The 24,145-nt window shown below is 44.0% G+C and carries 22 protein-coding genes; 1 reads left to right on the forward strand and 21 read right to left on the reverse strand.

The window, feature by feature from the left end:
• Window positions 1–30 precede the first annotated feature (30 nt).
• The 14 genes from DWX65_RS08705 to aroE all read right to left on the reverse strand — a co-directional run bounded on the left by DWX65_RS08705 (window position 31) and on the right by aroE (window position 14,523).
• Entirely contained in the window at window positions 31–1,323 is a 1,293-nt protein-coding gene (locus DWX65_RS08705; RefSeq protein WP_118173250.1) for a C40 family peptidase, read from the reverse strand.
• Window positions 1,324–1,803: 480 nt separating this feature from the next.
• Window positions 1,804–2,790, reverse strand: a complete 987-nt coding sequence (locus DWX65_RS08710; RefSeq protein WP_118173251.1) for a Gfo/Idh/MocA family protein — start codon at window positions 2,788–2,790, stop codon at window positions 1,804–1,806.
• Window positions 2,787–4,133 (reverse strand): MATE family efflux transporter, encoded by a 1,347-nt coding sequence (locus tag DWX65_RS08715; RefSeq protein WP_118173252.1) that lies wholly within the window; start codon window positions 4,131–4,133, stop codon window positions 2,787–2,789. The genes DWX65_RS08710 and DWX65_RS08715 overlap by 4 nt, the downstream gene beginning before the upstream one ends.
• 27 nt (window positions 4,134–4,160) lie before the next feature.
• The gene (larC, locus tag DWX65_RS08720; RefSeq protein WP_118173253.1) at window positions 4,161–5,477 is read right to left on the reverse strand and encodes a nickel pincer cofactor biosynthesis protein LarC; all 1,317 of its coding nucleotides are present in this window, start codon (window positions 5,475–5,477) and stop codon (window positions 4,161–4,163) included.
• Window positions 5,464–6,219, reverse strand: coding sequence for a nickel pincer cofactor biosynthesis protein LarB (gene larB / locus DWX65_RS08725; RefSeq protein ID WP_118173254.1), 756 nt, complete (start codon window positions 6,217–6,219; stop codon window positions 5,464–5,466). Before larB ends, larC begins: the two co-directional genes overlap by 14 nt.
• Window positions 6,198–7,082, reverse strand: coding sequence for a phosphatidylserine decarboxylase (locus DWX65_RS08730; protein WP_022243999.1), 885 nt, complete (start codon window positions 7,080–7,082; stop codon window positions 6,198–6,200). The genes larB and DWX65_RS08730 overlap by 22 nt, the downstream gene beginning before the upstream one ends.
• Window positions 7,083–7,194: 112 nt before the next feature.
• Window positions 7,195–7,878 carry a CDP-alcohol phosphatidyltransferase family protein gene (locus tag DWX65_RS08735; RefSeq protein ID WP_117842020.1) on the reverse strand — a complete coding sequence of 228 codons (684 nt, stop codon included), beginning with the start codon at window positions 7,876–7,878 and terminating at the stop codon, window positions 7,195–7,197.
• 8 nt (window positions 7,879–7,886) lie between these two features.
• Window positions 7,887–8,927 (reverse strand): lysylphosphatidylglycerol synthase transmembrane domain-containing protein, encoded by a 1,041-nt coding sequence (locus tag DWX65_RS08740; protein ID WP_117842021.1) that lies wholly within the window; start codon window positions 8,925–8,927, stop codon window positions 7,887–7,889.
• Window positions 8,917–9,618, reverse strand: coding sequence for a phosphatase PAP2 family protein (locus tag DWX65_RS08745; RefSeq protein WP_158561831.1), 702 nt, complete (start codon window positions 9,616–9,618; stop codon window positions 8,917–8,919). The genes DWX65_RS08740 and DWX65_RS08745 overlap by 11 nt, the downstream gene beginning before the upstream one ends.
• A gap of 157 nt (window positions 9,619–9,775) precedes the next feature.
• Window positions 9,776–11,134, reverse strand: coding sequence for an RsmF rRNA methyltransferase first C-terminal domain-containing protein (locus tag DWX65_RS08750; protein WP_118173255.1), 1,359 nt, complete (start codon window positions 11,132–11,134; stop codon window positions 9,776–9,778).
• Window positions 11,112–12,158, reverse strand: a complete 1,047-nt coding sequence (locus tag DWX65_RS08755) for a class I SAM-dependent methyltransferase (protein ID WP_118173256.1) — start codon at window positions 12,156–12,158, stop codon at window positions 11,112–11,114. Before DWX65_RS08755 ends, DWX65_RS08750 begins: the two co-directional genes overlap by 23 nt.
• A gap of 126 nt (window positions 12,159–12,284) precedes the next feature.
• Window positions 12,285–12,797 (reverse strand): shikimate kinase, encoded by a 513-nt coding sequence (locus tag DWX65_RS08760; RefSeq protein ID WP_022243993.1) that lies wholly within the window; start codon window positions 12,795–12,797, stop codon window positions 12,285–12,287.
• A 61-nt stretch (window positions 12,798–12,858) separates the two neighbouring features.
• Window positions 12,859–13,632 carry a type I 3-dehydroquinate dehydratase gene (aroD, locus tag DWX65_RS08765; RefSeq protein WP_118173257.1) on the reverse strand — a complete coding sequence of 258 codons (774 nt, stop codon included), beginning with the start codon at window positions 13,630–13,632 and terminating at the stop codon, window positions 12,859–12,861.
• 15 nt (window positions 13,633–13,647) lie between these two features.
• The gene (gene aroE, locus DWX65_RS08770; protein WP_022243991.1) at window positions 13,648–14,523 is read right to left on the reverse strand and encodes a shikimate dehydrogenase; all 876 of its coding nucleotides are present in this window, start codon (window positions 14,521–14,523) and stop codon (window positions 13,648–13,650) included.
• 206 nt (window positions 14,524–14,729) lie between these two features.
• Between aroE and DWX65_RS08775 the strand changes: the two genes are divergently transcribed.
• Complete coding sequence (locus DWX65_RS08775; protein WP_118173258.1) at window positions 14,730–15,050, forward strand: hypothetical protein; 321 nt, start codon at window positions 14,730–14,732, stop codon at window positions 15,048–15,050.
• Window positions 15,051–15,124: 74 nt separating this feature from the next.
• Here the strand turns inward: DWX65_RS08775 and DWX65_RS08780 are convergent, their stop codons facing one another.
• From DWX65_RS08780 to DWX65_RS08810, 7 genes are all read right to left on the reverse strand, one after another.
• Window positions 15,125–17,713 (reverse strand): translation factor GTPase family protein, encoded by a 2,589-nt coding sequence (locus DWX65_RS08780; protein WP_118173259.1) that lies wholly within the window; start codon window positions 17,711–17,713, stop codon window positions 15,125–15,127.
• A 41-nt stretch (window positions 17,714–17,754) separates the two neighbouring features.
• Window positions 17,755–19,083: an AAA family ATPase gene (locus DWX65_RS08785; protein WP_118173260.1), complete on the reverse strand. Its 1,329-nt coding sequence runs from the start codon at window positions 19,081–19,083 to the stop codon at window positions 17,755–17,757.
• Between the two features lie 29 nt (window positions 19,084–19,112).
• On the reverse strand, window positions 19,113–20,408 hold the full coding sequence (locus DWX65_RS08790) for a vWA domain-containing protein (protein WP_118173261.1): 1,296 nt from the start codon (window positions 20,406–20,408) through the stop codon (window positions 19,113–19,115).
• A gap of 48 nt (window positions 20,409–20,456) precedes the next feature.
• Complete coding sequence (locus tag DWX65_RS08795) at window positions 20,457–21,407, reverse strand: leucine-rich repeat domain-containing protein (protein ID WP_118173262.1); 951 nt, start codon at window positions 21,405–21,407, stop codon at window positions 20,457–20,459.
• A gap of 53 nt (window positions 21,408–21,460) precedes the next feature.
• Window positions 21,461–22,744, reverse strand: coding sequence for a M14 family metallopeptidase (locus tag DWX65_RS08800; protein ID WP_118173263.1), 1,284 nt, complete (start codon window positions 22,742–22,744; stop codon window positions 21,461–21,463).
• A gap of 149 nt (window positions 22,745–22,893) precedes the next feature.
• Entirely contained in the window at window positions 22,894–23,325 is a 432-nt protein-coding gene (locus DWX65_RS08805; protein ID WP_022243985.1) for a flavodoxin, read from the reverse strand.
• A gap of 12 nt (window positions 23,326–23,337) precedes the next feature.
• Window positions 23,338–23,955, reverse strand: coding sequence for a DUF3793 family protein (locus tag DWX65_RS08810; protein ID WP_118173264.1), 618 nt, complete (start codon window positions 23,953–23,955; stop codon window positions 23,338–23,340).
• Between the last annotated feature and the right edge of the window lie 190 nt (window positions 23,956–24,145).

Genomic DNA, 24,145 nt, shown 5'->3' on the forward strand with positions numbered 1-24,145 from the left:
TATCTCCACGGATAAAATTTTTTATTCTCTTTATACAATTCTTCGGATAGAAAGAATCGTCCGGTAGCCTGCATTTGATACTTTAATTCCGGTCTTTGCTGAACTTGCATGCACAATCTGTCCGCTTCCGATATAGATTCCGATATGACCGGAATACCAGATTAAATCTCCCGGCTGTGCCTCTGCCAAAGATGCCACTGCGCTTCCGCAGGCTCCCTGCTCACCGGAGGTTCTTGGCAGATTAATTCCAAAATTCCTATATACACTCTGCACGAAGCCGGAACAATCCGCCCCATTTGTAAGACTGGTTCCACCATATACATATGGATTTCCTACAAACTGCAATCCATAATCTGCAATCTGCCTGCCTAAACCGGCATCAGATGCAGACGCCGCTGTTCCGCTGTTTCCGGATGCAGCATTTCCAGATGTTGAAGCTTTAGATGTTGCATTCCCTGCTGTTGTATGATTAGTGCTCTGCTTCGCTGCTGCCTTCTTTTGTGCTGCTGCCTGCTGCTCTGCCTCTTTTCTTCTTTCTTCCGCTTCCTGTGCCGTTCTTCTTGCGGCTTCTTCTCTTGCTAACCGTTCTGCTTCTTCCTGAATGGATTCTGCATGGGGATATTCCGTATAGGTTTCTACATAATCTGCTGCTACATAGCCCTCCCCTTCCTCTGCATCAACCTTTAACCAGCCATCCAGTGTCTCTGTTACCGTTAGTATATCGCCTCCCGGTACCAGTCCTAATACGGCAGCATCTGTGGATGCTTCCGTACGCACTTTTAAAGTTGTTGTAGTTACCCGGGCAAGCTGTGTGCCAATTTCTTCCGCAAGTGCTCTTGCTTCTTCTCCCACACAGACATATTCTGCACTGACATATCCGCTGACTGAACCGGAAGTAATATAATACCAGCCCTCTTCTGCCGCCTCTATCACACCTACCGTATTACGGTAAAGTTTTCCAAGCACTTCTCCTTCTGTAGACGGTTCTTTTCGAATATTCACATAATTCGGTGCGATTGCAACCGCAAGTTCCGGCTGGTCTGCTGCCGGCATTTCCTCTTCTGCATTTCCAAGTGAAAGTTCTGCCACATCATTTATTTCTGCTTCGCCTGTTGCTTCACCTTCTGCCAGTTCTCCAGCTCCTGTCTGTATCTGCTGCAGTGCATACTGCTCAGATAAAATGCGCTGCTCATTCAGTGCCCGGATTACGCCTGCACCGGATGCAGCTGGTGTCTCCATGGCATTGACATTGGTCCATAATGAAGTTGTGGTTGTCAGGATTGCGGCTGCAAGCCATAATTTTTTTACTGTTTTGTATTTCATATCTGTCTCCTTACCTATGTAATCATCAGGTATTGCAGAAGAGATATTCTATTTATTTTTACAAAGTAAGAAATAGCCGGGCAGCCCGGCAAGTACTAAGGCTGTATCATAACTGCAAGGGGCACTAAGAATTTCGGATTGTATTCTTTTTATCCGGCAAGCGGTGCAAATTCACATCCATGTTCATCTGCGCCTCGCCGGTACTTCCATGTACCGGCGTTGCCTGTTCCCATACGAAATTCCAAGTGCCCCTAACAGCCATGAAAATGCCTTCGCACTTTGCCGGACTGTCTGGCTATTGTTCATTTTCTAAAATAAATTCAAATAATTTTCTCTTCTCGCAATTTCCTATGTAATCATTCGCAAGTTGTTACGAACTTGTTACATCTTATTACATAGATATGGAGATAGTGTGGAGATGGAAGGATTACCTTCGTCAAATACAATTTAGTCAAGTACGATTGACTAAATCATACTTGACTAATTTTCATCACACGGAAATACAATTCCGGCATCCGCTCTTGCCCGGGTCAGTATCCGGCTGACCGCAAGGCTGTGGTCGAGCATTTCGTAGCAGGTTTCAGTGTCCTTTGATGCTATCTCATTTACAAAGGAAACAAACTCTGCATACATCCGGTGTGCATCTCCATTTCCATCATAGGATACCTCTCTTCCATCCCGGTAATGGATGGTCACTGCGCCGCAGACATTACACGGGCTGTTCTGGGCAATGTAGCCTTCACTTCCTTCAATGCGATATTCCGGCTGTCCCTGGCAGTCCTTTGCGCCTATTGCAACTGCCTGAAAGCCGGGATAAGATAAAATTGCAACACCGCTGGTGTCAATTCCTTTTTCCGTGTTTGCGGTATAATGCACAGACTGCGGTTCTCCAAACAAGCCTTCTAAATACTGGATATTATATAAGTTTAAATCCATCAAAGCTCCACCTGCCTGCTTTGCATCAAAAACAGGAATGTTTTCTCCATTCTGGAAACGGTCATATTTTCTGGAATATTGGCTGAAATTGCAGACTGCCATTTTAATTTTGCCAATCGTCGGTAACTGCTCTTTAATAAACTGATAGTTCGACTGATACCGTGTGGTAATAGCTTCAAATAAAAATACTCCCTGCTTCTTTGCAAGGGCACAAAGCTCCTCTGCCTGTCTTTCATTGGCTGTCATGGGTTTTTCTACAATAACATGTTTTCCATGGAGGATAGCTTCTCTTGCCATTTCAAAATGCCAAAGATTTGGCACAGCAATATAGACAGTATCAATTTCCGAATCCAGAAGTTTTTCATAATCACTTACTGCAAGCTGCATCTGATACTGTTCTTTTAATTTTTCTGCTTTTGCTTCACTGCGCTTTGTTCCACAAATTCCATAGCAGGAAAGCCCTTTTACCTGCTGCAATACCGGAAGTACTTCTTCTACGATAGTTCCTGTTCCTACGATTCCAAGCTTCATTTCTTTTCTTCCTTTCCACGGATATAAGGGTCTCTGTAATAGGATATGACAAGCTGGATACACATCAGGCACCAGATAACCGGCTCACAGATAATTACACCAAAATATTTCAAGATTGGGATAAACAATAAAACAAATGCAATTTTTCCTACCAGTTCTATCATGCTTGAAACCAGTGGCACTACCTTTTTACCAAGTCCCTGTAACACATTTCGAAGTACCAGCAGAATTCCAAGAACCGAATAAAACGGTGTATTCCAGCGGATATATCTGGCACCATTTTCAAGAACTACACTTTCGGATGAGCCGGAGAGCAATGCAATCAGGGAAGGTGCGGCAAATGCAACAATAACGGTAATAAATACTGCCCAGCCAACAGACAGTATCATGGCATACCGTACTACCTTAAGGATACGGTCACGCTGGTCTGCTCCCCGGTTCTGGGATACAAAGGTTGCTGTTGCCATTGCCAGTGGCATTAATGGCATCGAACAAAAACTGTTTAATTTTCGTGCTGCTGTATGTCCCGCAATAATCAGATAACCCAGCTGATTGATAGCATATTGCAGGATTACTGTTCCTGCAGATACAATAGCTAACATAAAGCCCATGGAAAGCCCCTGGCCTGTCAGTTCCAGGTAAAGTGGTCCATCTACTTTAAAATGCTCCCGTGCCGGTATTAAAATCTTACATTTTTTCATAATATAAATGGCACATAATACTGCAGAAATTCCCTGTGCTACCACCGTTGCCACTGCTGCACCGCGGATTCCCATCTGAAACTGTGTAATAAAAAGAACATCCAGTACAATATTGATAACGGACGAAATAATCAGAAATGCCAGCGGCATAAAACTGTTTCCAATTGCACGAAGCAATCCGGACAACAGATTATATGCAAACATTACTCCAACACAGATTGTTACAATATAAATATAAGAATAGGATTCCTCAATGATTTCTGATGGTGTATGTAACAAGACCAGAAGCGGACGAAGTCCAATCTGTGCAATCAGCATTACACCAACCGTCACCGCTGCTCCAATTACCAAAGAGCCTGCAACTGCACGCTTTAACAAGTCTTTATCTCCTACACCAAAGCTTCTTGCCACTACCATGCTAAGTCCATTTCCAAACCCCAGTGCAAATCCTACCAGCAGTTCATAAACCGCTGCACATGCACCGATTGCTGCCAGCGATTCATCACCCAGAAAATGGCCTACTATCATGGTATCTGCCGCATTATAGAGCTGCTGAAATAAATTGGAAATAATAAGTGGAATTGCAAATAAAATCAAAGATTTTAAAATATTACCCTCTAATAAATCTGTATTTGTATGCATCCTTTTAACCTCATCCTTTTCATATCCTTATTTCAACTCCTGCAATACATCATCATATACCTTCTGAAAAGGAAGTCCTCTCTCTCTGCATACCTCCCGGATGGATTCATACTCCGGAGTAATACGCACTTCTCCTTCACCCTCACATATTTTAACCGCCACCTCACCATAGGAGGTCTGCCGCTTTTCTGTTCTTCTTGGCAGAATCGTCCGCACCATTTCGACATAGCGGATTCCAATGGTTGTTGTCTCACGAAATATAATTGCTTCTAATTTTTCCCGGTCTTCTTTCCTGCAGATTACTGTCAACTGATATGCCGGGCGGTTTTTCTTCATATAGACCGGTATATAATGGACATCTCTTGCGCCATTTTCCAGTAAAAGCTCCATGGCATAGCCCAGTGCTTCCCCGGTACAGTCATCGATATTACATTCCAGTTTTAAAATAGAATCACTTTCATAGACCGGTTCTTCTGTTTCCAGCAACAATGCCCGGAGCAGTCCCGGCCGCTTATAGTCCCGCTTTCCGGCGCCCAGTCCGTTTCCCACAATCCGGTAACATTCCGGCAGCTCTCTTGACGTACAGATAGCCGCTGCAATTGCTGCCCCTGTCGGAGTCACATATTCTCCCGGTTCACCGATTTTTCCAAGCAGGATTCCATATTCCATCACTATGTTAGTCACTGCCGGAACCGGAACCGGCAGGATTCCATGCTGACAGCGCACCGTTCCTTCCCCTTCCCACAGGGCAGGAATAATAACCTCATCTACTCCAAGATTATCAACACAAGCTGCCGCTGCAATAATATCTACGATTGAATCCAAGGCTCCCACTTCATGAAAATGTACTTCTTCCACCGGAACACCATGGGCTTTTGCTTCCGCTTCTGCTAAAATCCTAAATATTTTCTTAGCAAGTGTCCTGGCACTATCAAGCATATTCGTGCCATCAATTATAGAATAAATTTCCGCCAGACCGCGGTGTTCGTGATGATGATGTTCCCCATGGGTGTGTGATTCTTCCGAACGGGAATGCTCTTCATAGGTATGTGATTCTTCCGAATGGAAATGCCCTCCATGTGCGTGCGATTCTTCCTTCCCATATAAATACTTCATATCATGATCATGATTCTCATGGGCGGCATCTAAGATGACCTTAAAATCACATGCCGACAGGGCCGCCTTTTGTACTCTGCTGATTGCAATCCCAAAGCCGGATACCGGAATGCTCCTTAAAACAGTTTCTAAGACTTCTCTGTCTGCTCCTGCATCCAGTAAAGCTGCCACTACCATATCACCACTGATTCCGGTATGGCAGTCCAGATATAAACTACGCTTCTTCATCATGCACCCCCAGTCTGTTTATCTGTGTTGCAAGATAGCCTGCACCATAACCATTATCAATATTTACCACTGCAACACCATTGGCACAGGAATTAATCATGGTAAGCAATGCAGAAATGCCTCCCATATTCGCTCCATAGCCTACGGAGGTTGGTACACCGATTACCGGTCTGCTTACCAGTCCGCCTAAAACGCTTGCCAGTGCTCCTTCCATGCCAGCCACTGCAACAACACAGTTGGCTTTCTGGATTACCTCAAGCCGTGAAAGGAGACGGTGAATTCCACTGACTCCCACATCATAAATACGTTCCACATTGGCTCCGAAAAACTCTGCCGTCTGCGCAGCCTCTTCTGCCACTGCAATATCTGCCGTTCCAGCCGTACATACCGCTATCAGTCCACTGCGTTTTTTATCCTTTTTTTCAATTTTTAATATACGAGAAACAGGGTCATAGGTAACCTGCGGTAATTCCTTGTGCAACAGCTCATACTGTGCCAAAGACGCCCTGGTTCCCATGACCTCGCCTTCATCCTTGTATATTCTCTGAAAGATTTCAAGAAGAAACTCATCCCGTTTTCCCTGACAGAATACCACTTCTGCAAAACCGGAACGCACTTTCCGATGGCTGTCTATCTTTGCATAGCCCATCTCTTCAAATGGTTCCCTTTTAAAAAACTGCTCCGCTTCTTCTACGGTCATCTTTCCGCTTTTTACCTGTTCTAATACTTCATGCGTTTCCATTCTGACATCCTTCCAATCTTTTCCCCCTGCCGGACTTTCGTCTCGACTCCTTTATTGGAATTATACACAATATCTGCGTCCAGTTCTACCCTGTCTTTTTCCAGGCACAAAATTACCGTAGAACCGCCAAATTCAAATTTACCTTTTTCTTCTCCACGGTGCACCGGGCAGTTTTCTTTCTCATTACAGATTCTGCCTACCATAAGTGCGCCCACTTCCATCATTAAAATATTGCCAAAATGCTGACTTTTCAGCACAGAAAATTCTCTGGTATTTTCCTTATAAATCGGATATATTTCTCCCGCCAGCGGATTTACCGTATGAAAAACACCCGGAATCCTATAGATGTACCCCATTCTGCCATCATCCACAAAGCTGTAATGATGATAATCATCTACCGTCAGACGGAAAATGCAAAGGGTTCCGCCCTCATAATGACGGGCGATTTTCCTGCTGCGGAAAAGACTTTCCATGGTATATTCCGTATCCTTGACGCGGACTTTTCCCTCTGCTGTAATGGGATATATGCTGAGCCTGCTGTCGCAGGGTGCACAGAAATTCTCCTTAACACGGTCAAATTTCCGGTGTCCCGGCTTGACTTTCCTGGTGAAAAAATCATTATAGGAACGGTATTCCCGTTCCTCATAATCTGTCATATCTATATGATTCTTTTTTATAAATGGTGCAATTGCAGCCTTTGATACCGGCTGGTTCAAAAGGAATCCACCTGCTTTGGAAACAAAAGGTTTCACCAGAATTCCAAGTAAAATTCTTCCAGCAGCAGTCTCATACAATGCCTTTAACACTCTGCCCTGTGCTGCATTCTCACCAATTTCATTTCCCTTCCGGTCTACACAACGCATCTTCGTTTCCTCCTCATTTTTCCTTATTGCAGGAAATGTTACGCATTTTCTGTCACGTTACATCCCATTTCCGGCTCATTGAACATAATGCTGGTCTCATCTGACACAATTTCTACCTCATCAGACGATCTAAAATGGAATTCTCCAGTCCCGGAAAGCACAGCGAAATATGATATTTTGAGAATAGGAAGATTGCAATTACTGCACATGCCACAAGGATAACCAAAACTGCAAGAAATGCATTGGATGGCTTTTTCAATTTAAAATCTACAATGAATAATGTGCCAACTACTGCCAAAACAAAGAGTAGTAACACACTGAATTCACGCTCCGCAATTACAAAGTTCAGCATAAATGCCAGTGGAAGTACGATTGCCATCGTTGTTATCGGCAGTCCGTGATAATATTTATTGGCACCCTCTTCTACTCTCTGACGGTTGGTTTCCAACACATTGAAGAATCCGAGTCGAATCACGGAGCAGACACAATAATATGCCAGAACAATAGTTCCAAGAATACCTCTTACGCCAAGCACATAACAGATTACTGCCGGGAACGCACCAAAGCAGACTACATCGCAAAGGGAATCAATCTGAACGCCAAATAATTTTTCATCATCAGTACGGTTCTTTTTGGTTCTTGCAATCTTTCCATCAAACATATCAAATAATCCGGATAATGCCAGACAGATAATTGCTGTTCTGTAATGTCCTCCAATTGCCTGAGTAATTCCAAAAACAGAACACATCAGACTAATATATGTAAGTACTACTGTATAATCATAAAAACCTATCATTTTTTCCTCTACCTTTCTTCCCTCTTCTGTTTATGCGGTCTTCCTATCGTAAAATGTGCTACGACTGTCATAACTGCGCTTAAAATTAATTCTGTGTAATAACTGAGTCCCCTGCTTACCACCATCGCCGGCAATGTCAGTGTGCCGCAGATTGGTGCAAAAATAGATAAAAACAGTGATTCACTGATTCCCATTCCTCCCGGTAACGGAAGCATATCCACCGCAACGGAAATCATTCCCTGTAATACAACAATGGTTACCATCCCTGTTCCATTGATTCCGAAGGAACGGCAGGTTAGATATGTTACAAAAAAGAGTAACAGTCTTTGTACTACGGTAATCAGAAATACATTGGTTACGACCAATTTATGGGTACGGAAATATCCTGCCACATCCTGATACTGCTTCATGGCATTTGCCATTTTTTCCCGGTAATATTCAGTACGCTTCATCAGATGAATTTTGCCAAGTCCTCTTATGATGGCATCCATCATATTAGCTGCCAGTGTCGGATGGAAAACCAGAAACATCATAAATGCCACACAAAAGACATTTAATAAAAGTCCCAGATAACACCATCCCAGCACCGGCTCAAGATAATGCATAATCTGTGCCGGACGAATGATTACAACCAATGCGCCAATCACCACAAGCACCAGTTTATAAGTAATGGTTACAATCATTAAAACCAGTGTCGATACCGGTATGGACAGCTTATCCTTTTTCATATAATAAATCTGTGCCGGCTGTCCTCCGGTTGCCGATGGTGTAATACAGCTGAAAAAGAATCCAACAAAGGAATACAGGAAACAATGCATAAGCTTTATCTTCTGCCGGATGCTTCGCATCATATAAAATATAATAACAGATTCACTGCAGATAAAGAATACCACGCAGACCACCGCAACAAGCCAGTACCGGTAATCCGTATTCCGGATATAGCCGAACAATTCACCTAAATCCTGTCCATGAAAGATTGCATATATGGTAATTGCAAATACGGTAATAAGAAAAACTGCATTCAGTATTCCTTTTTTCTTACTCATCATAATGCTTCACCCCAAATATCTTTCTTCCGATTTTATCAAAAACTTTCATTACCGGACGGTACATTCCGGTATGCTTTGATACAAACCAGCAGAATTCTGCCAGAAAAATGCCTGCTACCAGGTCAATCATATAATGCTGTTTGGTAAACTGGGTGGATGCACAAATTAATGCTGCCATCACAAAAGAACATCCTTTGTACCAGCCCGGTATCTTACGGCTCTTTCTTACTCCGATGAAGCAGAACCAGCTTACCAGACAATGGATGGATGGAAAGAGATTCGTCGGTGCATCCGATGCATAGATAAAACGCACCAGCCAGCTGCAGAAATCATGCCCTGTCACTTCCGGTCTGATATTCGTGGTTGGAAGCAATATAAAGAAGATACAGCAGATTACTCTTGACAACATATCCGCTGTTGCAAAACGGAAAAATGTTTCCTTATCTTCTCTCGATACCAGAATATAATTTATTAAACTGAACGCAAAAAATAAAACATACAGAATAATCCACTCTTTTACAAAAGGAATACTCCTGTCCAGATTGCTGGTCAGGTCATAATGCTTTGCATTTGCCATCAGCCTCTGGGTGCCCCAATAAATAATTGTATTAAAAATGGCACACCATGCCAATGGCAGTGGTCCGTATGATGGTATCCATTTTGCTATGTATTTTTGATAAAATTTTCCCAACTTTGTCTCTTCACACATAATTTTCTAACTTTCTATTTTTTCCGACTTAATAATCATATTCGATTTTCCTTTAAATCACAAGCAGATATTCCCGGTGTTTATTAATATTTCCTTAATTTTGTTTTATTTTAAGCAGCTTTTTTCAGATTCTCTCTTTTCAGATAATATCCACCATACGAAGCCCTTTCGGATAATGATTCTTCATGATTCCACCTGCCAGCTTGCCCCAGCCGATGCTGTAGCCATCTACGCAGATTAAATACCAGCCCTTTTCTCCTCCCCATGAAAAAGTCTGTCCCATCAGATACTGTCTGATTTCCTGACTGTCAGAAGAAAGCATGGCAACATGAAATGCCTCTTGTGGCTGCATGGCAAGTGCCAGTGCATGGGATGGTTCAAAACGGTTCTTTTTTAAGGTGCCAAGATGCAGTCCCGGCCGTAATACCTTCAGCCCCTTTAAAGCAGGAAATCCTTCCGGCATCAGATAGAGCTGCTCTCCAAATTTAAGCAATGCTCCCTGAGGTTTTTCTTTTAAACTCTCTTTTACAAAAGAAAGATATTCCGGGCAGTCTTTTTCCTTTATGCCCTTTTCCGTCAGTCCAAAGCCGCCATAACCTTCGCCTGCTTTCGTTATCACTGCTGCAAAATGTCCTTCGCCTTCGATTTTATGCGGAAACAGTCGGATGCAGCCTTCTTTTTCATGAATGAAGCCTTCACTGTCAATTCCTTCTGCAATCTGGCAGTCCGGATGACGTTCTAAGAAACGGTGCACGCTCCCTTCATCCTCTTCCGGTGCAAAGGTGCAGGTGGAATATACCATCCTGCCGCCGGGTCTTAACATCTCATACGCACAGTCTAAGATGCCGTCCTGCCGGTCGGCACACAGCTTCACATTGTCAAGGCTCCACTCATTTCCGGCCTCTTCATTCTTCCGGAACATGCCTTCCCCGGAACATGGTGCATCCACCATGATTTTATCAAAGCAGCCTGGAAAACGCTCTGACAGATGCTCCGGTGTCTCATTTAATACCAGTGCGTTTTTGATTCCCATCCGCTCTATATTTTCAGATAAAATCTTCGCTCTCGCCGGATGAATCTCATTACAGATTAAGATTCCTTCCCCTTTCATAGCTGCCGCAATCTGGGTGCTCTTTCCACCGGGAGCTGCACAGAGGTCTAAGATGATATCCCCCGGCTGTGCCTTAAGACATTCTGCCGGTACCATTGCCGACGGCTCCTGAATATAATACACACCGGCATTGTGATAAGGATGTTTTCCCGGACGAATCTCTTTTCCATAATAAAAACCGGTCTCACACCATGGAACCGGTTTTAGCTTCCAATCTGTCTGTTGTAAAAATTCTGATACACTGGTTTTCCCTGTATTAATCCGGAACGACTGCTGCCGCTCCTGCCCTAAGCTTTCAAAAAATGCAGGATACTCTTCCCCTAACATTTCCTTCATTCTCTCTAAAAACTCTGCCGGGAAACTATTATTTTCCTGTTCTGAATGCATCCGTATTTCTCCCTTCATCCACTTGCAGTAATCCGTAGAGTAACGGTTTTAGCTGGAATTCTTCGCACATGGCATCCACTTCTTTTAAAAGCTTCTGCTTATGCTCCTTTGAAATCTTTGCCTTTCTCGCCCGGATCAGAAGATTCTTTGGCGTATGGGACAAATCCACAAATTCTAAGACCTGGCTCTTGTATCCGCAGCACTCTAAGAGGTTGGCACGGATTGCATCCGTTGTCAGTGCTGCAAAACGCTCTTTGATAATGCCATAACGGGTCATCAGATGCAGCTTTTCGCTCTCCATCTGCTCATTTAATTCATGCTGGCAGCATGGCACGGAGAAAATCATTTCCGCATCCCAGCTGATGGCATTGTATAAGGCAAAATCCGTTGCGGTATCGCAGGCATGCAAAGATACTACAATATCCACCGGAAACGGTGCTTTGTAGCCATTGATATCTCCCAGTTCAAAATGCAGGGTGTCATATCCGTATTTTTTTGCTGCCTGATTACATTTTTCTATGACATCTTTCTTTAAATCCAGTCCCACAATCTCTACTGGAATCTTGCGCACTTCCGTAAAGTAGTAGTACATAATAAAAGTAAGATAGGACTTACCGCAGCCGAAATCAATGATATGAAGCTTCTCCTTTTTGCAGTCCTTCACATAATCATCGATGATTTCAACAAAACGGTTAATCTGCTTAAACTTATCATACATGGTGCGGACGATTTTGCCCTCTGCAGTAAAAATTCCCATATCCACCAACGGCGGAATAACCTTACCTTCTTCTAAGAGATAATTTTTCTTCCGGTTATGGGTTGCAGTCTCATTTACTGCATTCTGCAGCTTTTTCTTTTTATAAGACGGCACTCCTTTTTTGGATACCAGAAGAATATGCTCTGCTTCTATATCAAATCCATTGAGCTGTCGAAAATGATTCTGCATCAGTTCTTCCAATGCTGTCTCTAATTCTTCTACAGATAGATTCTCATGAAATACCTGCTTGTCCGTATATTTTTCCATCTGGAAAAAGGCTTCCTTTTTCTGTACGATAATTTTACGATACTCTTCCTGCTTTGTGGCAGGCTTACTGATAATCAGCTTCCTGCAGCTTTCTGCGATTGCTTCTATAATACTCTCTCATTTCCATTATGCTTCTCTTAACTTTGCAATAATCTCATCTGCGATTGTCTCTGCACTCCTGCCGTCTGTTGCCACCGCAAGGTCTGCAACACTTTCATAACGGCTACGGCGTTTTTCCATCAGTTCACGGATGTACTCCACATTCATATGGCCATTTAAAATCGGGCGGTCCTTGCTGTAGCGGACTCTCTCATAAATGGTTTCCGGTGTAGCAGACAACAGAACGATTCTGCCATTTTCTTTCATAAAAGATACATTTTCTTCCCGCAGCACTGCACCGCCACCGCAGGATACGATGACACCGTCTTTTTCTGAAATATCTTTTACAAGCTGTGTCTCCAAATCTCTGAAATGTGTTTCACCATACTGTGCAAAAATGTCAGAGATAGCCATTTTCTGCTGCTCTGCAATCATTTCATCCATTTCGCAAAGAGGAACATTTAATTTCTCTTTTAATACTTTTGCTATGGTGCTTTTCCCGGCTCCCATAAATCCAATCAGAAAAATATTCTCTGCCATTTTCTAATTCCTTTCCATATGTATGATTCCAAATATCGATTGAAATTCTTCTCTATTATTTTTACTGTCTATTGCTATTCTGATGTATGATTTCCAATATCCGCCGCAGTTCTTCTGCATCTATCTGTCCCGGTGCGCTGCTCTTTCCGGCTGCACCAAAGGTAACTGCCGAGCCAAAGATTTCTCCGCAAAGACGGCTGATTAAGCCCTCTCCTGCCATAGACATAGTAATAACAGGTGTCTTCCCTGTTTCCTTCCAGCTTTCCGTTACCGTAAGCAGTGTTAAGACGTCTTTGCTGCTTTGTGGCATAACGGCAATCTTTGGAATATCTGCACCAAGTGCTTCCATTTTCTGAAGTCTGGCAAGGAGTTCTTCTGCGGCCGGTGTTTTTTCAAAATCATGATTGGATGCAATGACTTTTACATTATTGCTATGTGCTGCCTCTACTACTGCCTTTACAACAGCATCCCCGGAAAATAATTCCACATCCACGCAGTCCACAAAGCCGGATGCAATTGCTGCTTCATTTAAGCTTTGATATGCGCCGTCGCTTAAGGCAGCTTCTCCGCCTTCCCTGCTGCTTCGGAAGGTAAATAAAACTGGAAGTTCTCCCAAACATTTACGAAGCTTTTCTAACAGTGCTACTACTTTTTTACTGTCTGCAACTTCTTCATACCAGTCCACACGAAATTCCACCAGATCCGGTTTTGCAGCCTTCGCCCGCTCTGCGCCCTCTAATATTTCTTTTTCCGTCTTTCCTACAACCGGAACACAAATCTTTGGCATTCCGCTTCCGATTTCCAATGTCCTGATTCTGACTACCGTCTGCTCCATTTCTTACTCCTTATCCTACTGGAAAAACTTCTCTTTTACTTCCCGTACCGGCATCTCTTCTCCGGTGTACAGGCGGAATGCAGCAACACCCTGCCACAGTAACATTCCTTTTCCATTGAGACAGGTACAGCCTGCTTCTTTTGCTTCCCGGAGTAATCTTGTCTCTTCCGGATTATAAACGGCATCTGCAACCACCAGTCCCGGACGGAATGCGGATGTATCTTTCACAACGCTTTCTTTTTCCATCGGTTTCATTCCAACGATTGTTGCATTGGCAAAAATGTCAGAGCTTTGAATCTCTTCTGTCATCTTTGCAGTATCTGCAATGTCATACACATTTACCACAATGCCCGGCACTTCTTTTCTAATCTTCTCTGCTGTTTCCAGTGTTCTTTCGAAGAAGTCATCTTTGATATTGAAAATGCTGATTTCTCTTGCCCCGTCCAGCGCACACTGTACCTGAATGGCAGTGGCTGCTCCGCCGCCTCCTGCTACTGTGATTTTCTTTCCTTTTATCTCAATTCCATGGTCTCTTAAATTGCCTACAAATCCTTCACCGTCTGTCATATGTCCGATTAATTTTCCATCTTCATTTACTATGGTATTGACTGCTCCGATAATCCGGGCTGCCGGTGAAAGCTCATCCATATATTTTGCAGCTTCTGTCTTACATGGCATCGTTACATTGCAGCCACGCATGTGGAAAAGGCGCATGGCATCCAAGGCTGCCTTTACTTCTTCTACTTTTATATCGAATGCTACGTATGCATAGTCTAATCCTAATTTTTCAAAGCTATAGTTATACATTGCCGGGGAGCCTGAGTGTCCTACCGGGGAACCGATCAATGCCAATAATCCTGTATGTCCTGTTATTCTTCCTTTTCCTTCCATGTCTTCTCTCCTTCTGTTCGAAATGATTCTGTTCGGGTGATTAGAAAAGACCGAACCAAAATAAATCTATCGTTGCCGTCATTGGCGGTGTTCCTTTTGTAACAGGAAATGCCATCGTTCTAAGACACTGCATTTTGCTTTTGTGATTTAGCCGGTCTTTCCAATGTTTGACAAGATATCTGTGCTGTGCGCCGGAATGCGGATGCATGGAGCAGACTGCTAGGGGCACTTGGAATTTCGTCGGCAAACCGGCAACACTGGCACAGGGATGCGCCAGTGAGGCGCATCTTAAGCATGGATGCGAATATGCGCCGGTTGCCGGACGAATTCGTAACTTTATCGAAATTCTTAGTGCCCCTTGCAGGTTTGCTGTGGCATCCGCCTCCGGCGGACAGTGCAGATATCCCGTCAAAGCAGGTGGAAAGACAGTCTACTACAAGCAAAATGCGTATCTAAGAACGATAGGACATTTCTTGTTTATCAAAAGAAAACATCCCCCAATGGCAGCAACAATACCATTTATCTGATTTTATCTTTTCTAATCACCCGAGTGAAACTCTTTTTCTATCATAGCTTTTTTTCCATGCCATGGCAATATTTATCAGAAAATATTCTGTCCATTCCGGTAATTATCCCACATGGCGCTGTTCGCCCGTTTTACTTCCTGTTCAAACTCCCGGGCAGATATCAGCTTGCAGTCCTGGCCGCGGATAATCATCTGCTCTAAGCCATCAGAGGTTGCAACCGTTACATCATAATGATTGTGATGTTCGTGGGCAAAGCGTTCAATGTACTGGTCTGCCGTCTCTGCTTCCTTCGTAAAGACAATATGGATATTGTGATAGTCCAACTGTTCTGTCTTATGTCCGGTCAGGCGGTATGCATCAAACACCACAATGACTTCGCCACCGAAGATGCCCTGATAGTTGCAGAGAATGTCCTGCAATTTGCCTCTGGCTCCATCCAGATTCACTTCTGCCAGTTCATGTAAATCCTTCCAGGCATAAATTACATTGTAGCCATCCACCAGTAGATAGCGTTCCAGTTTTTCCGGCTTGTGGTAAGTACGGACGGTTGGTGCATTGTTTTCTGCTTTGCGTTTTCGCACAACACCGTTTTTGCGTTTTCCTTCCTGCCGGTTGGCATAGAAGGTCTTTTCTAAAATAGCATCGATTTCATCGGTATCTACCCAGTCCTCTACTACGCCGGGACGGTGGACTTTTATCCGTTCTTCTTTCCCACCTCCATCTTCTTCTAAAACAGATGGCATATGCATGTGCTCTTTTACTTCATACCACGGCACCAGATATCCCGCTCCGTGGGCACAGAATACAGAATCTGATGTATTATATAAATCTGCCTCCGGCTGATAACCGATAGCTTCTACCACCTCATCCTGATTCTGGCACACCTCGTAGCCCTGCAATGTGCAGAAGAATTTGCCACGCCCTTTGGCATAGGTATTTAATTCCTTCTGATAATCCGAAAGCTTCGATACCGGGCCGCTTCCGGTGAGCAGTGCCATTCCATTTTCTATCTGCGGAGCGTCCATTCTGCTGTTACGCTGCTCCATATCATGCATTGCACGACCCAGACATTCTTCCGGTATTTCCAGACGGAATGCATAATATGGCTCTAACAATACAGAATCTGCTTCCATCAGTCCCTGCCTTATAGCACGGTAAGTTGCCTGCCTGAAATCGCCGCCTTCGGTATGCTTTGGATGTGCCCGGCCGGACACTACGGTAATCTTCATATCCGTAATGGCAGAACCGGTTAATACGCCCTTATGTTCCCGCTCTGCAAGATGGGTCAGTATCAGCCGCTGCCAGTTTTTATCTAAAATATCTTCACTGCAGTCTGTCTGAAAACACAGTCCGCTTCCGCGCTCCCCCGGCTCTAACAGAAGATGCACTTCCGCATAATGGCGCAGTGGTTCAAAGTGTCCGACTCCTTCTACAGTATTGCGGATGGTCTCTTTATAAATAATCTTCTCTTCTCCAAATTCCACTACTACGCCGTAGCGTTCTTTTACCAGTTTCTGTAAGATTTCAAGCTGCACTTCACCCATCAGCTTTACGATAATCTCTCCGGTTTCTTCCCTGTATACAATATGCAGCTCCGGATTTTCTTCCTCCAGCTGCTTTAATTTTGGTAACATCACAGCCACCGGAACTTCCTTCGGCAAAACCAGTTTTACACTGCGTACCGGCTCTAAGACCGGAAGTATGGACTCTTCTTCAATGCCAAGTCCTTCTCCCGGATAAGTCTTTGTCAGTCCGGTAACAGCACAGACTGTACCTGCTTCCGCCTCGGATACTGCCTCATATTTTTCTCCGGAATAAATACGGATCTGATTGACCTTTTCCGCCCACTCTTCTTCTCCGGCTTTGCCATTAAGCATATCCTTTACACGAAGAGTTCCTCCGGTCACTTTAAGATAAGTCAGCCGGTTTCCCTGTTCTTCTCTTGCAATCTTAAAGATTTTAGCCCCAAATTTATCCGGATACTGCGGTGTCCTGCCATATTCGTAAAGCCCGTCTAACAGTTCTTCCACACCCTGCACCTTTAATGCAGAGCCAAAATAGCAGGGAAAAAGTTCCCGCTTTGCAATCATTTGTGCAAAGTCATTGGATGCAAGACTTCCTTCCGATAAGAATTTCTCCATGGCTGCTTCTTCGCACATAGCCGCCTCTTCATAGAAGCCTTCGTTCTGCTCCTGTGTAAAGTCAATGCAGTTGCTGTCCAAATGCTCCTTGATTTCCCATAAAAGAGCCTCTTTATCCGCTCCCGGCTGATCCATTTTATTGATAAATAAGAATACCGGAACCTGATAAAGTTTTAACAGACGCCACAGCGTTCTGGTATGTCCCTGCACACCATCGGCTCCGCTGATGACCAGCACTGCATAATCAAGCACCTTAAGGGTCCGCTCCATCTCCGCAGAAAAGTCCACATGCCCCGGTGTATCCAACAAAGTGATTGCCATATCTTTCCAGGAAAATTCTGCCTGCTTTGAGAAAATCGTAATTCCACGCTCCCGCTCCATGGCATTATTGTCAAGATATGCATCCTTATTATCCACTCTTCCCAAGTGGCGTATGCTTCCGCTTGTATACAACATACTTTCCGATAATGTTGTCTTTCCTGCATCTACATGTGCAAGAATTCCGATTACCAGCTTCTTCATGTTTAAAGGTATCCTTTCTGACATTTTTTTACGCTGTACAACTAGTCCCGGTTCAGCTCGGCTAAAAGTTCTGCCCGCTTGCTTCCAATCAGCAGCTCCTGATTATACTGTAAATAGCGGTCGCAGTTGTGCTCGGCTAAGAATCTTGCGGATTCTGCCACGGTAGCAAGATCTGTTACAAATACCACCATTTCCTGGCCGCCCTCAAATGCCTGCTCCATAAAATCAAACGCATGCTCTAAGGCTGCTACGGTCTTTTCTTCGATTGTTTCTAATGTCTTTCTCTGGATATCAAAGGCTGCCTTTTTTTCCTCAAAAACTTCTTTCTTTGCCCCTTCGGAATTACGGTACTCTTTCAAGGCTGCAAAGTCGCGGTCTGTCTTAGCCTTTTCTTTTCCATAGCTTCGGAACAGATTCTGTAATCCGTCCAACAAAAGATTGACCACGCTGAGTCTTTCATCAAAAGCTGCATCATAAATCCGGGCAAATACTTCCGGCCGAATCTTTCCTTCCAATATTAACGGAATTCCATAGTCATCCTTATATTTCTGGTATAAATCAAAATATGCTGCCGCATCCTCTGCCACATCCTTATGATGTAAAAATTCTCCCACAACGGTTTCGTCTACCGGAAGCCCCATTTCTTCATAGGTCTGCATCAGAATGCTTAAGTCCTCCCAGCCTCTTGCTGTGACAAACTGCAAGCCGTCTACATCTGCTTCCACCCGGTAGAAATTCTTTGGACGAAGCTCAAGATAGCTTAAAATTGCACCATGGATATGTCTTGATCTGGCATAAGCTTTCCAAACACCAAGGTCTGCCTCTACCTGCATACAGCGGACACGGTCCAAGGTTACCATATCAAATTCCCGCACCGACTTATTGTATTCCGGCGGATTGCCTGCTGCAACAATAATCCAGCCCTCCGGCACTGCCTGATTACCAAAGGTCTTGCACTGCAAAAACTGCAGCATGGTCGGTGCCAGTGTCTCAGACACACAGTTAATCTCATCTATGAAAAGGATTCCTTCCGGACAGCCTTCCTCGATTTTCCGGTATACGCTGGCAATAATCTCACTCATGGTATATTCCGTTATGGAATACTCTTTGCCTGCAAATTCCATTTCTTTGATAAAAGGAAGTCCCACTGCACTCTGTCTGGTATGATGGGTAATCGTATATGCTACCAGTCCGATTTTGCACTCCTCTGCAATCTGCTCCATAATCTGGGTCTTGCCGATTCCCGGCGGTCCCATTAATAAGACCGGTCTCTGACGAATCAGAGGAATCTTATATCTGCCCTCATCATCCTTTTTCAAATATGCTGTTACGGTATGTTTGATTTCTTCCTTTGCCTGTTTGATATTCATCTGTTTTCTTCCAATCTATATTATTTCTCTCATGCATTCTGTTCCAGCTCTTCCGGCTCCAGTTGCAGCCGCATTGCCCATGGCGGTACTGCCGTCTCATCATAGGCTCCCAAGAATAAAAATGCGGTCTTATATTCCGGCTTCTTTACCGGATAAATGCCCTTGCCATCGGTAAAGTACAAGAGTCCATCCAGATGCCGGATACTTCCTTCTTTGATTAGTTGGTTTACATAAGTAAACGCCGGTCGAAAATCTGTATTTCCGCCGCCCACTACCTGAAAGCTTTTTAGCAGCCGCTCCATTTCTTCCTGACTGCTGATTACCTCATCCATTTCCACTTTATCATCGCACTGGATAATCCGGATTCTGCATCTTCGAAAGAAGCTGTTCTGCTGGGATAAAATGCCAAATGTCTCATTTAAAAAGCCTTTGATTAAACTGCCGCTGGTGGAATAACTGGTGTCTACCACCACTACAAATTCCCGGATTTTCTTTACTTCCCGGCTCTCCACCGGTTCTATCAGGGGCATATTCTTATAAAGCCGCAGCCCATAGGTATAATAATTCAAATCATACTCATCGGGATTGCATTTTAATTCTTCCTGTAGTATGGAAAATTTCTGTAAAAATTCCTTATAACTCCGGCGGCTTTTCGCAGCACTGATCTGTGTCATCAGAAGTTCTTCTCCCTTTTCCGGCTCATCTCCATGCCGCTTCTTTGCCATACTGGTCTGCCTTGCTATCTTATTCCATTTATTTCTGGCTGCAGATGCCGCGCCATTGCCGGTTTCCTCTTTCCAGAAACGGTGGTCATCCGTATAAAATTCATGATTTAAGGCAAGAAGCTCTTCCATGGATTTTCCCCGCAGCCAGCGGTATACCACTGCTGCAGAAATCCGCCCCTCACCCTTCAATGCTTCATAGGTCTGCTGCCGCAGAAAGCTTAATGCGCGCCTGGTACAGGGCTTGTCCATGCCGTCAATGGTCTGCTCCACTACAATATCGCAGGCAAGATTCCAAAGCTTCGTATCTCTGTTTCCTTTTAAAAATAAGTGTGAAAAAATACAGTGCAATATCGTGTGCAGGTACGCCCGGTTCATAAATGCCGGATTATTCCGGAATACGCGTATTACCTGTCCTGCTGAGAAAAAGAGACTCTCTCCGTCCGTAGCCATTGTCTCTAAGCCTTCCATTGCCTGAGGCTTCAATGCAGAAAGTGCCACATCAAGATATCGCAAATCCAGATAGATTTCACTTCTTGCATGCTGCAAGATTTTTACAGACATATCATTTTCCCATTCGGTCTGGGTCTTAATATGCGCCATCTTCTGCTCCTTTCTGCCACTGCATATTTTCTTGATTTTCTGCTGTCTTTACCACTCAATATCATAACAGGAAGAAGCTGCTTCTTCCTTATAATATTTCTGCTGCCAGCTGCTTAAGCTGACACTGCCTTCTGCCCAGCCGGCTTCTGCCGCCTGCTCGATTAATGCAGTGATTCCACTCCGCTCCATCACCTGAAGCCGGCATATCAACTCTAATAATGCTAAATCTTTTTTCTGAATCAAAACATCGCATACCTCACTGGCATGTTCTTTTAAATAAGAAAGATAACGTTCACGGGCTTCTTCCTTTAATTCCACCGGATATGCCAGTCTGCAAAGTGCCATTCTGGCTGCAGTCCACATCTTCTCCTCAATGCAGATCCGCTCAAATATCATATCGTATGCGGCGGCATCTACCATCCGCTCGTGAAAACACTGTCTTGCCCGGAAACCTTCCCCCGCAATATTCAGTGCAAATATATGTGCCGGTCCGATTTCTTCATAGGAATCGTAATATTCCGGATAGAAAAATAAGGCTTCCTTAAATTCCACTTCCAAATCAGCCCGAACCTGATTTAAGATAAGCTGTGCGCCACTGGCTTCTTCCATGGAAGAACGAAGCACCAGCCGCTTTAAGCTCCGGCAGTTCATAAAGGCATCGCTTCCTAATTCTTTTAAGAAACGCCCCAAGGTAAGTGTTCGTAATTTGCGGCAATTATAAAATGCCAGATTCCCGATTTGTTCCACGGAATCCGGCAAAGAAATTTCTTCGATATCATTTCCACATAATGCCTTCATAAAACTGTCCACTTCGCCGATGGTAACGGCATCTGCCGGAACATGTTTGCTTTCCGAAAAACAATATGCGCCTATTCTCTTTACTGTGAATCCATCTATCTGTTCTGGAATTACAACAACCGGTGTCGTCCCATATACACGCTCTATGCTTATGGAATGTTCATCCAGCGGCTGTATCTCATAGCTGTATGCTGTGTTCATCTTACGCTCCAGTTTCCTCAACTTTTCTCTGCTACAATATAACACATCCCCGGTTATCGCACAAGTTCCGTCATTCCGCCTTCTAAAATCAGACGGTTATCTTCATAGATTCCGGCAAACTGGCTCATTGGAAGCGGGCTTACACCCATTCCCACCTCAATGGTATAGCCGGGACGATTGTATTCCTGAATAAACCAGTCTTTGAAACCAGCATAACCCGACGCAGATGGTGTCTCTTCCACCCGGTATCCGCTGACCTCGCCAAAGTATTCTGCAATTCTTCTGGAATCTGCCGGTTCATAGTCAAGATACCGCCAGTAAATCACTTCTCCCTGTGCATGATATGCCAGAATTAACGAAAAATTATGGGCTCTTGTAAATTCATAGACACTGCGGCTTTCCGGTGCCACAAGGGGAGCCTCTCCCACATAATCTCTTGGTGCCGGTGTTGTAAATCCCATGGCAAATTTAATGTTTCTGGCATTTTCCCAGCCCGCCGGAAATTGCAGATTCAAATCAATTCCTTCTATATTGGCTTTCCATCCATTCGGAAATGGAATCCTCGGATAATCAGCTGCAATGCGCTCTGCCTCTTCTAAGGATGCGCCCTCTTCTAATACTCCATTCACTAAATCCACGCCATCCGGGTTTACCATGGGAACAAGATACAGGGAAAATCCATAAAAAAGCCATGCCGTCTGCACAGTATAAAGCATACGCCCCGCCGCAAATGCATGGGCATATTCTTCCGCAAATTTAAGCAGGACCGGTGTGGTAATCCATTCGTTGGCATGATATGCTCCACTGTAAAAGACTTCCCGCTCTCCTGTTCCAATCCGAAGATAGGGAATTTCCTTTCCCATCGCACTTTTTCCAATATTTCCCTGAACCAAGAAAGGATAGCGTACCGTAAGCCCTTCCAATATCCAGTCATTGAGATAAGAAGTGTAAGCCACATCTTCTGCTACAAGCGAAAAAGAGAATGGAATTGCAAGAATACTTCCGGTCCGCAGTGCCAGCGGATTTACTGTTGGATTGGCTGTCATAATCACTGATACACTGGTGTCATAATTTGCCGCAATACCCCATAATGTATCACCGGATTTTATTTCATGCATCGTATATCCTTTTAAATAGGGGAAAAGCTTCCCCCACACGACATCATCTATTTTACAGTTAAATTCTTCCCCGCTCTTTTTCCTTAAAAACTGCCGCAATGCCCTGCAGGTATTCTCTCCCAAAATTCCATCTTTCCTTATGTCATATCCCGCACGGTTTAATGCCAGCTGCACATACTGTACCAGCACGGAGCGTTCTCCCGGATTCAATACTTTCATTCTTTCACCTGTTTCCAGTCCTTCATATCAGTATATGCAGATGTTTATAAAATGTGAAAAAGCCTTGCAGTTTTCTGCAAGACTTCTTCTGGTTATGATATATAATACAATTTGTTTGTACCCTACGGAAATGTTTTTGTTTTTGGAATTTACATTCCTGCTAACTGTTTGCCTAAGCTTTCGCATGCAGCAACTGCATCGTCATCCGGTGCTTCCTGACAAATCACACCTTCGCCATTTACAACGGTTGCTCCTGCGCTTGTCATACGGTCTACCCAGTCACGCATCCACTGTCCATCGCCCCATCCGTAAGAACCGAATAATGCGATTTTCTTTCCTGCTGCAAAGCCTTCTACTTCTTCAACGAATGGCTCCATCTCGCCTTCTTCTAAGACTTCTGCACCCATTGCAGGACATCCCATTGCAAATACGGAAGAAGCTTTTAATGCATCCATATCAGCTGTACTTACATCAACAACCTCTGCTTCTTTGCCAGCTGCTTCAATTCCTCTTCCAACAGCCTCAGCCATTGCCTGTGTGTTTCCTGACTGTGTCCAATAAACTACCTGAATCTTACTCATTTTTTCTACCTCCTAAACAGCCGCTTTCTGCGGCATGCTGTCATTATAAATACCAATGATGTCCCGCATTCCCACTCCATTGGAGAGAAGCTGGATGATGGTCTCTTTTTCCATATCATAGCGTGCGAAAAGACGTTTCTTTTCCGGAACATGTGCGTACACTTTCCAGTAACCCTGATAGAGTGCATTCTGTCCATTCTGTTCCATAAACCCTCTTACATCTTCTACCGGATAGCCAAGCAGCAATCCCATTTCATGAGGAAAGCCAGGTTCTCCGCACATATAACCCTGGTAACGTTTCTGAAACGTACTGAGAATATTTCCGAGCGTAAAGTCCTGATAACCAGACTCCTGCAGCAGCTCCCGTATCTCTTTACGCATCAGATACGCCTCCAACGGTTTCTTCCGAAAAAGAAGGTAACGAGCTTTTTCCCTGGTCCTGAGCAGTAGCAGGAATGAAATTCCGGATTTTCTCAGGCACTGTTTTACCGCATCCTCCATGCCTGTTGAAACGACTAAGAGATTGGATATCTTTACTCTTGCGATCAATGGGGCACATTGTAACGCTAACTGCGTCTCTGCATTGTGTAAATCCATCTGTTGTACAATTTCCAGAATCTCTGTACTCATAGCTTCTTTTCCTTTCGTTCTAGTTAGTTATTTCTAACTTGTGTTTATCATAACTAATTACATTTCTGTTGTCAACATAAAATGTGCGTGGTGAGAATTCTTTATCATATTAAGAATTTCGGGTAGTCTGATATGGTTTTAGTTTGGCAGGGTGGGGAGAAATTATACTTGTATAAAGATAGCAATATTT

This window comes from Roseburia sp. AF20-18LB (genome assembly GCF_003461185.1).
In the GTDB taxonomy this organism is placed as follows: domain Bacteria; phylum Bacillota; class Clostridia; order Lachnospirales; family Lachnospiraceae; genus Roseburia_C; species Roseburia_C amylophila.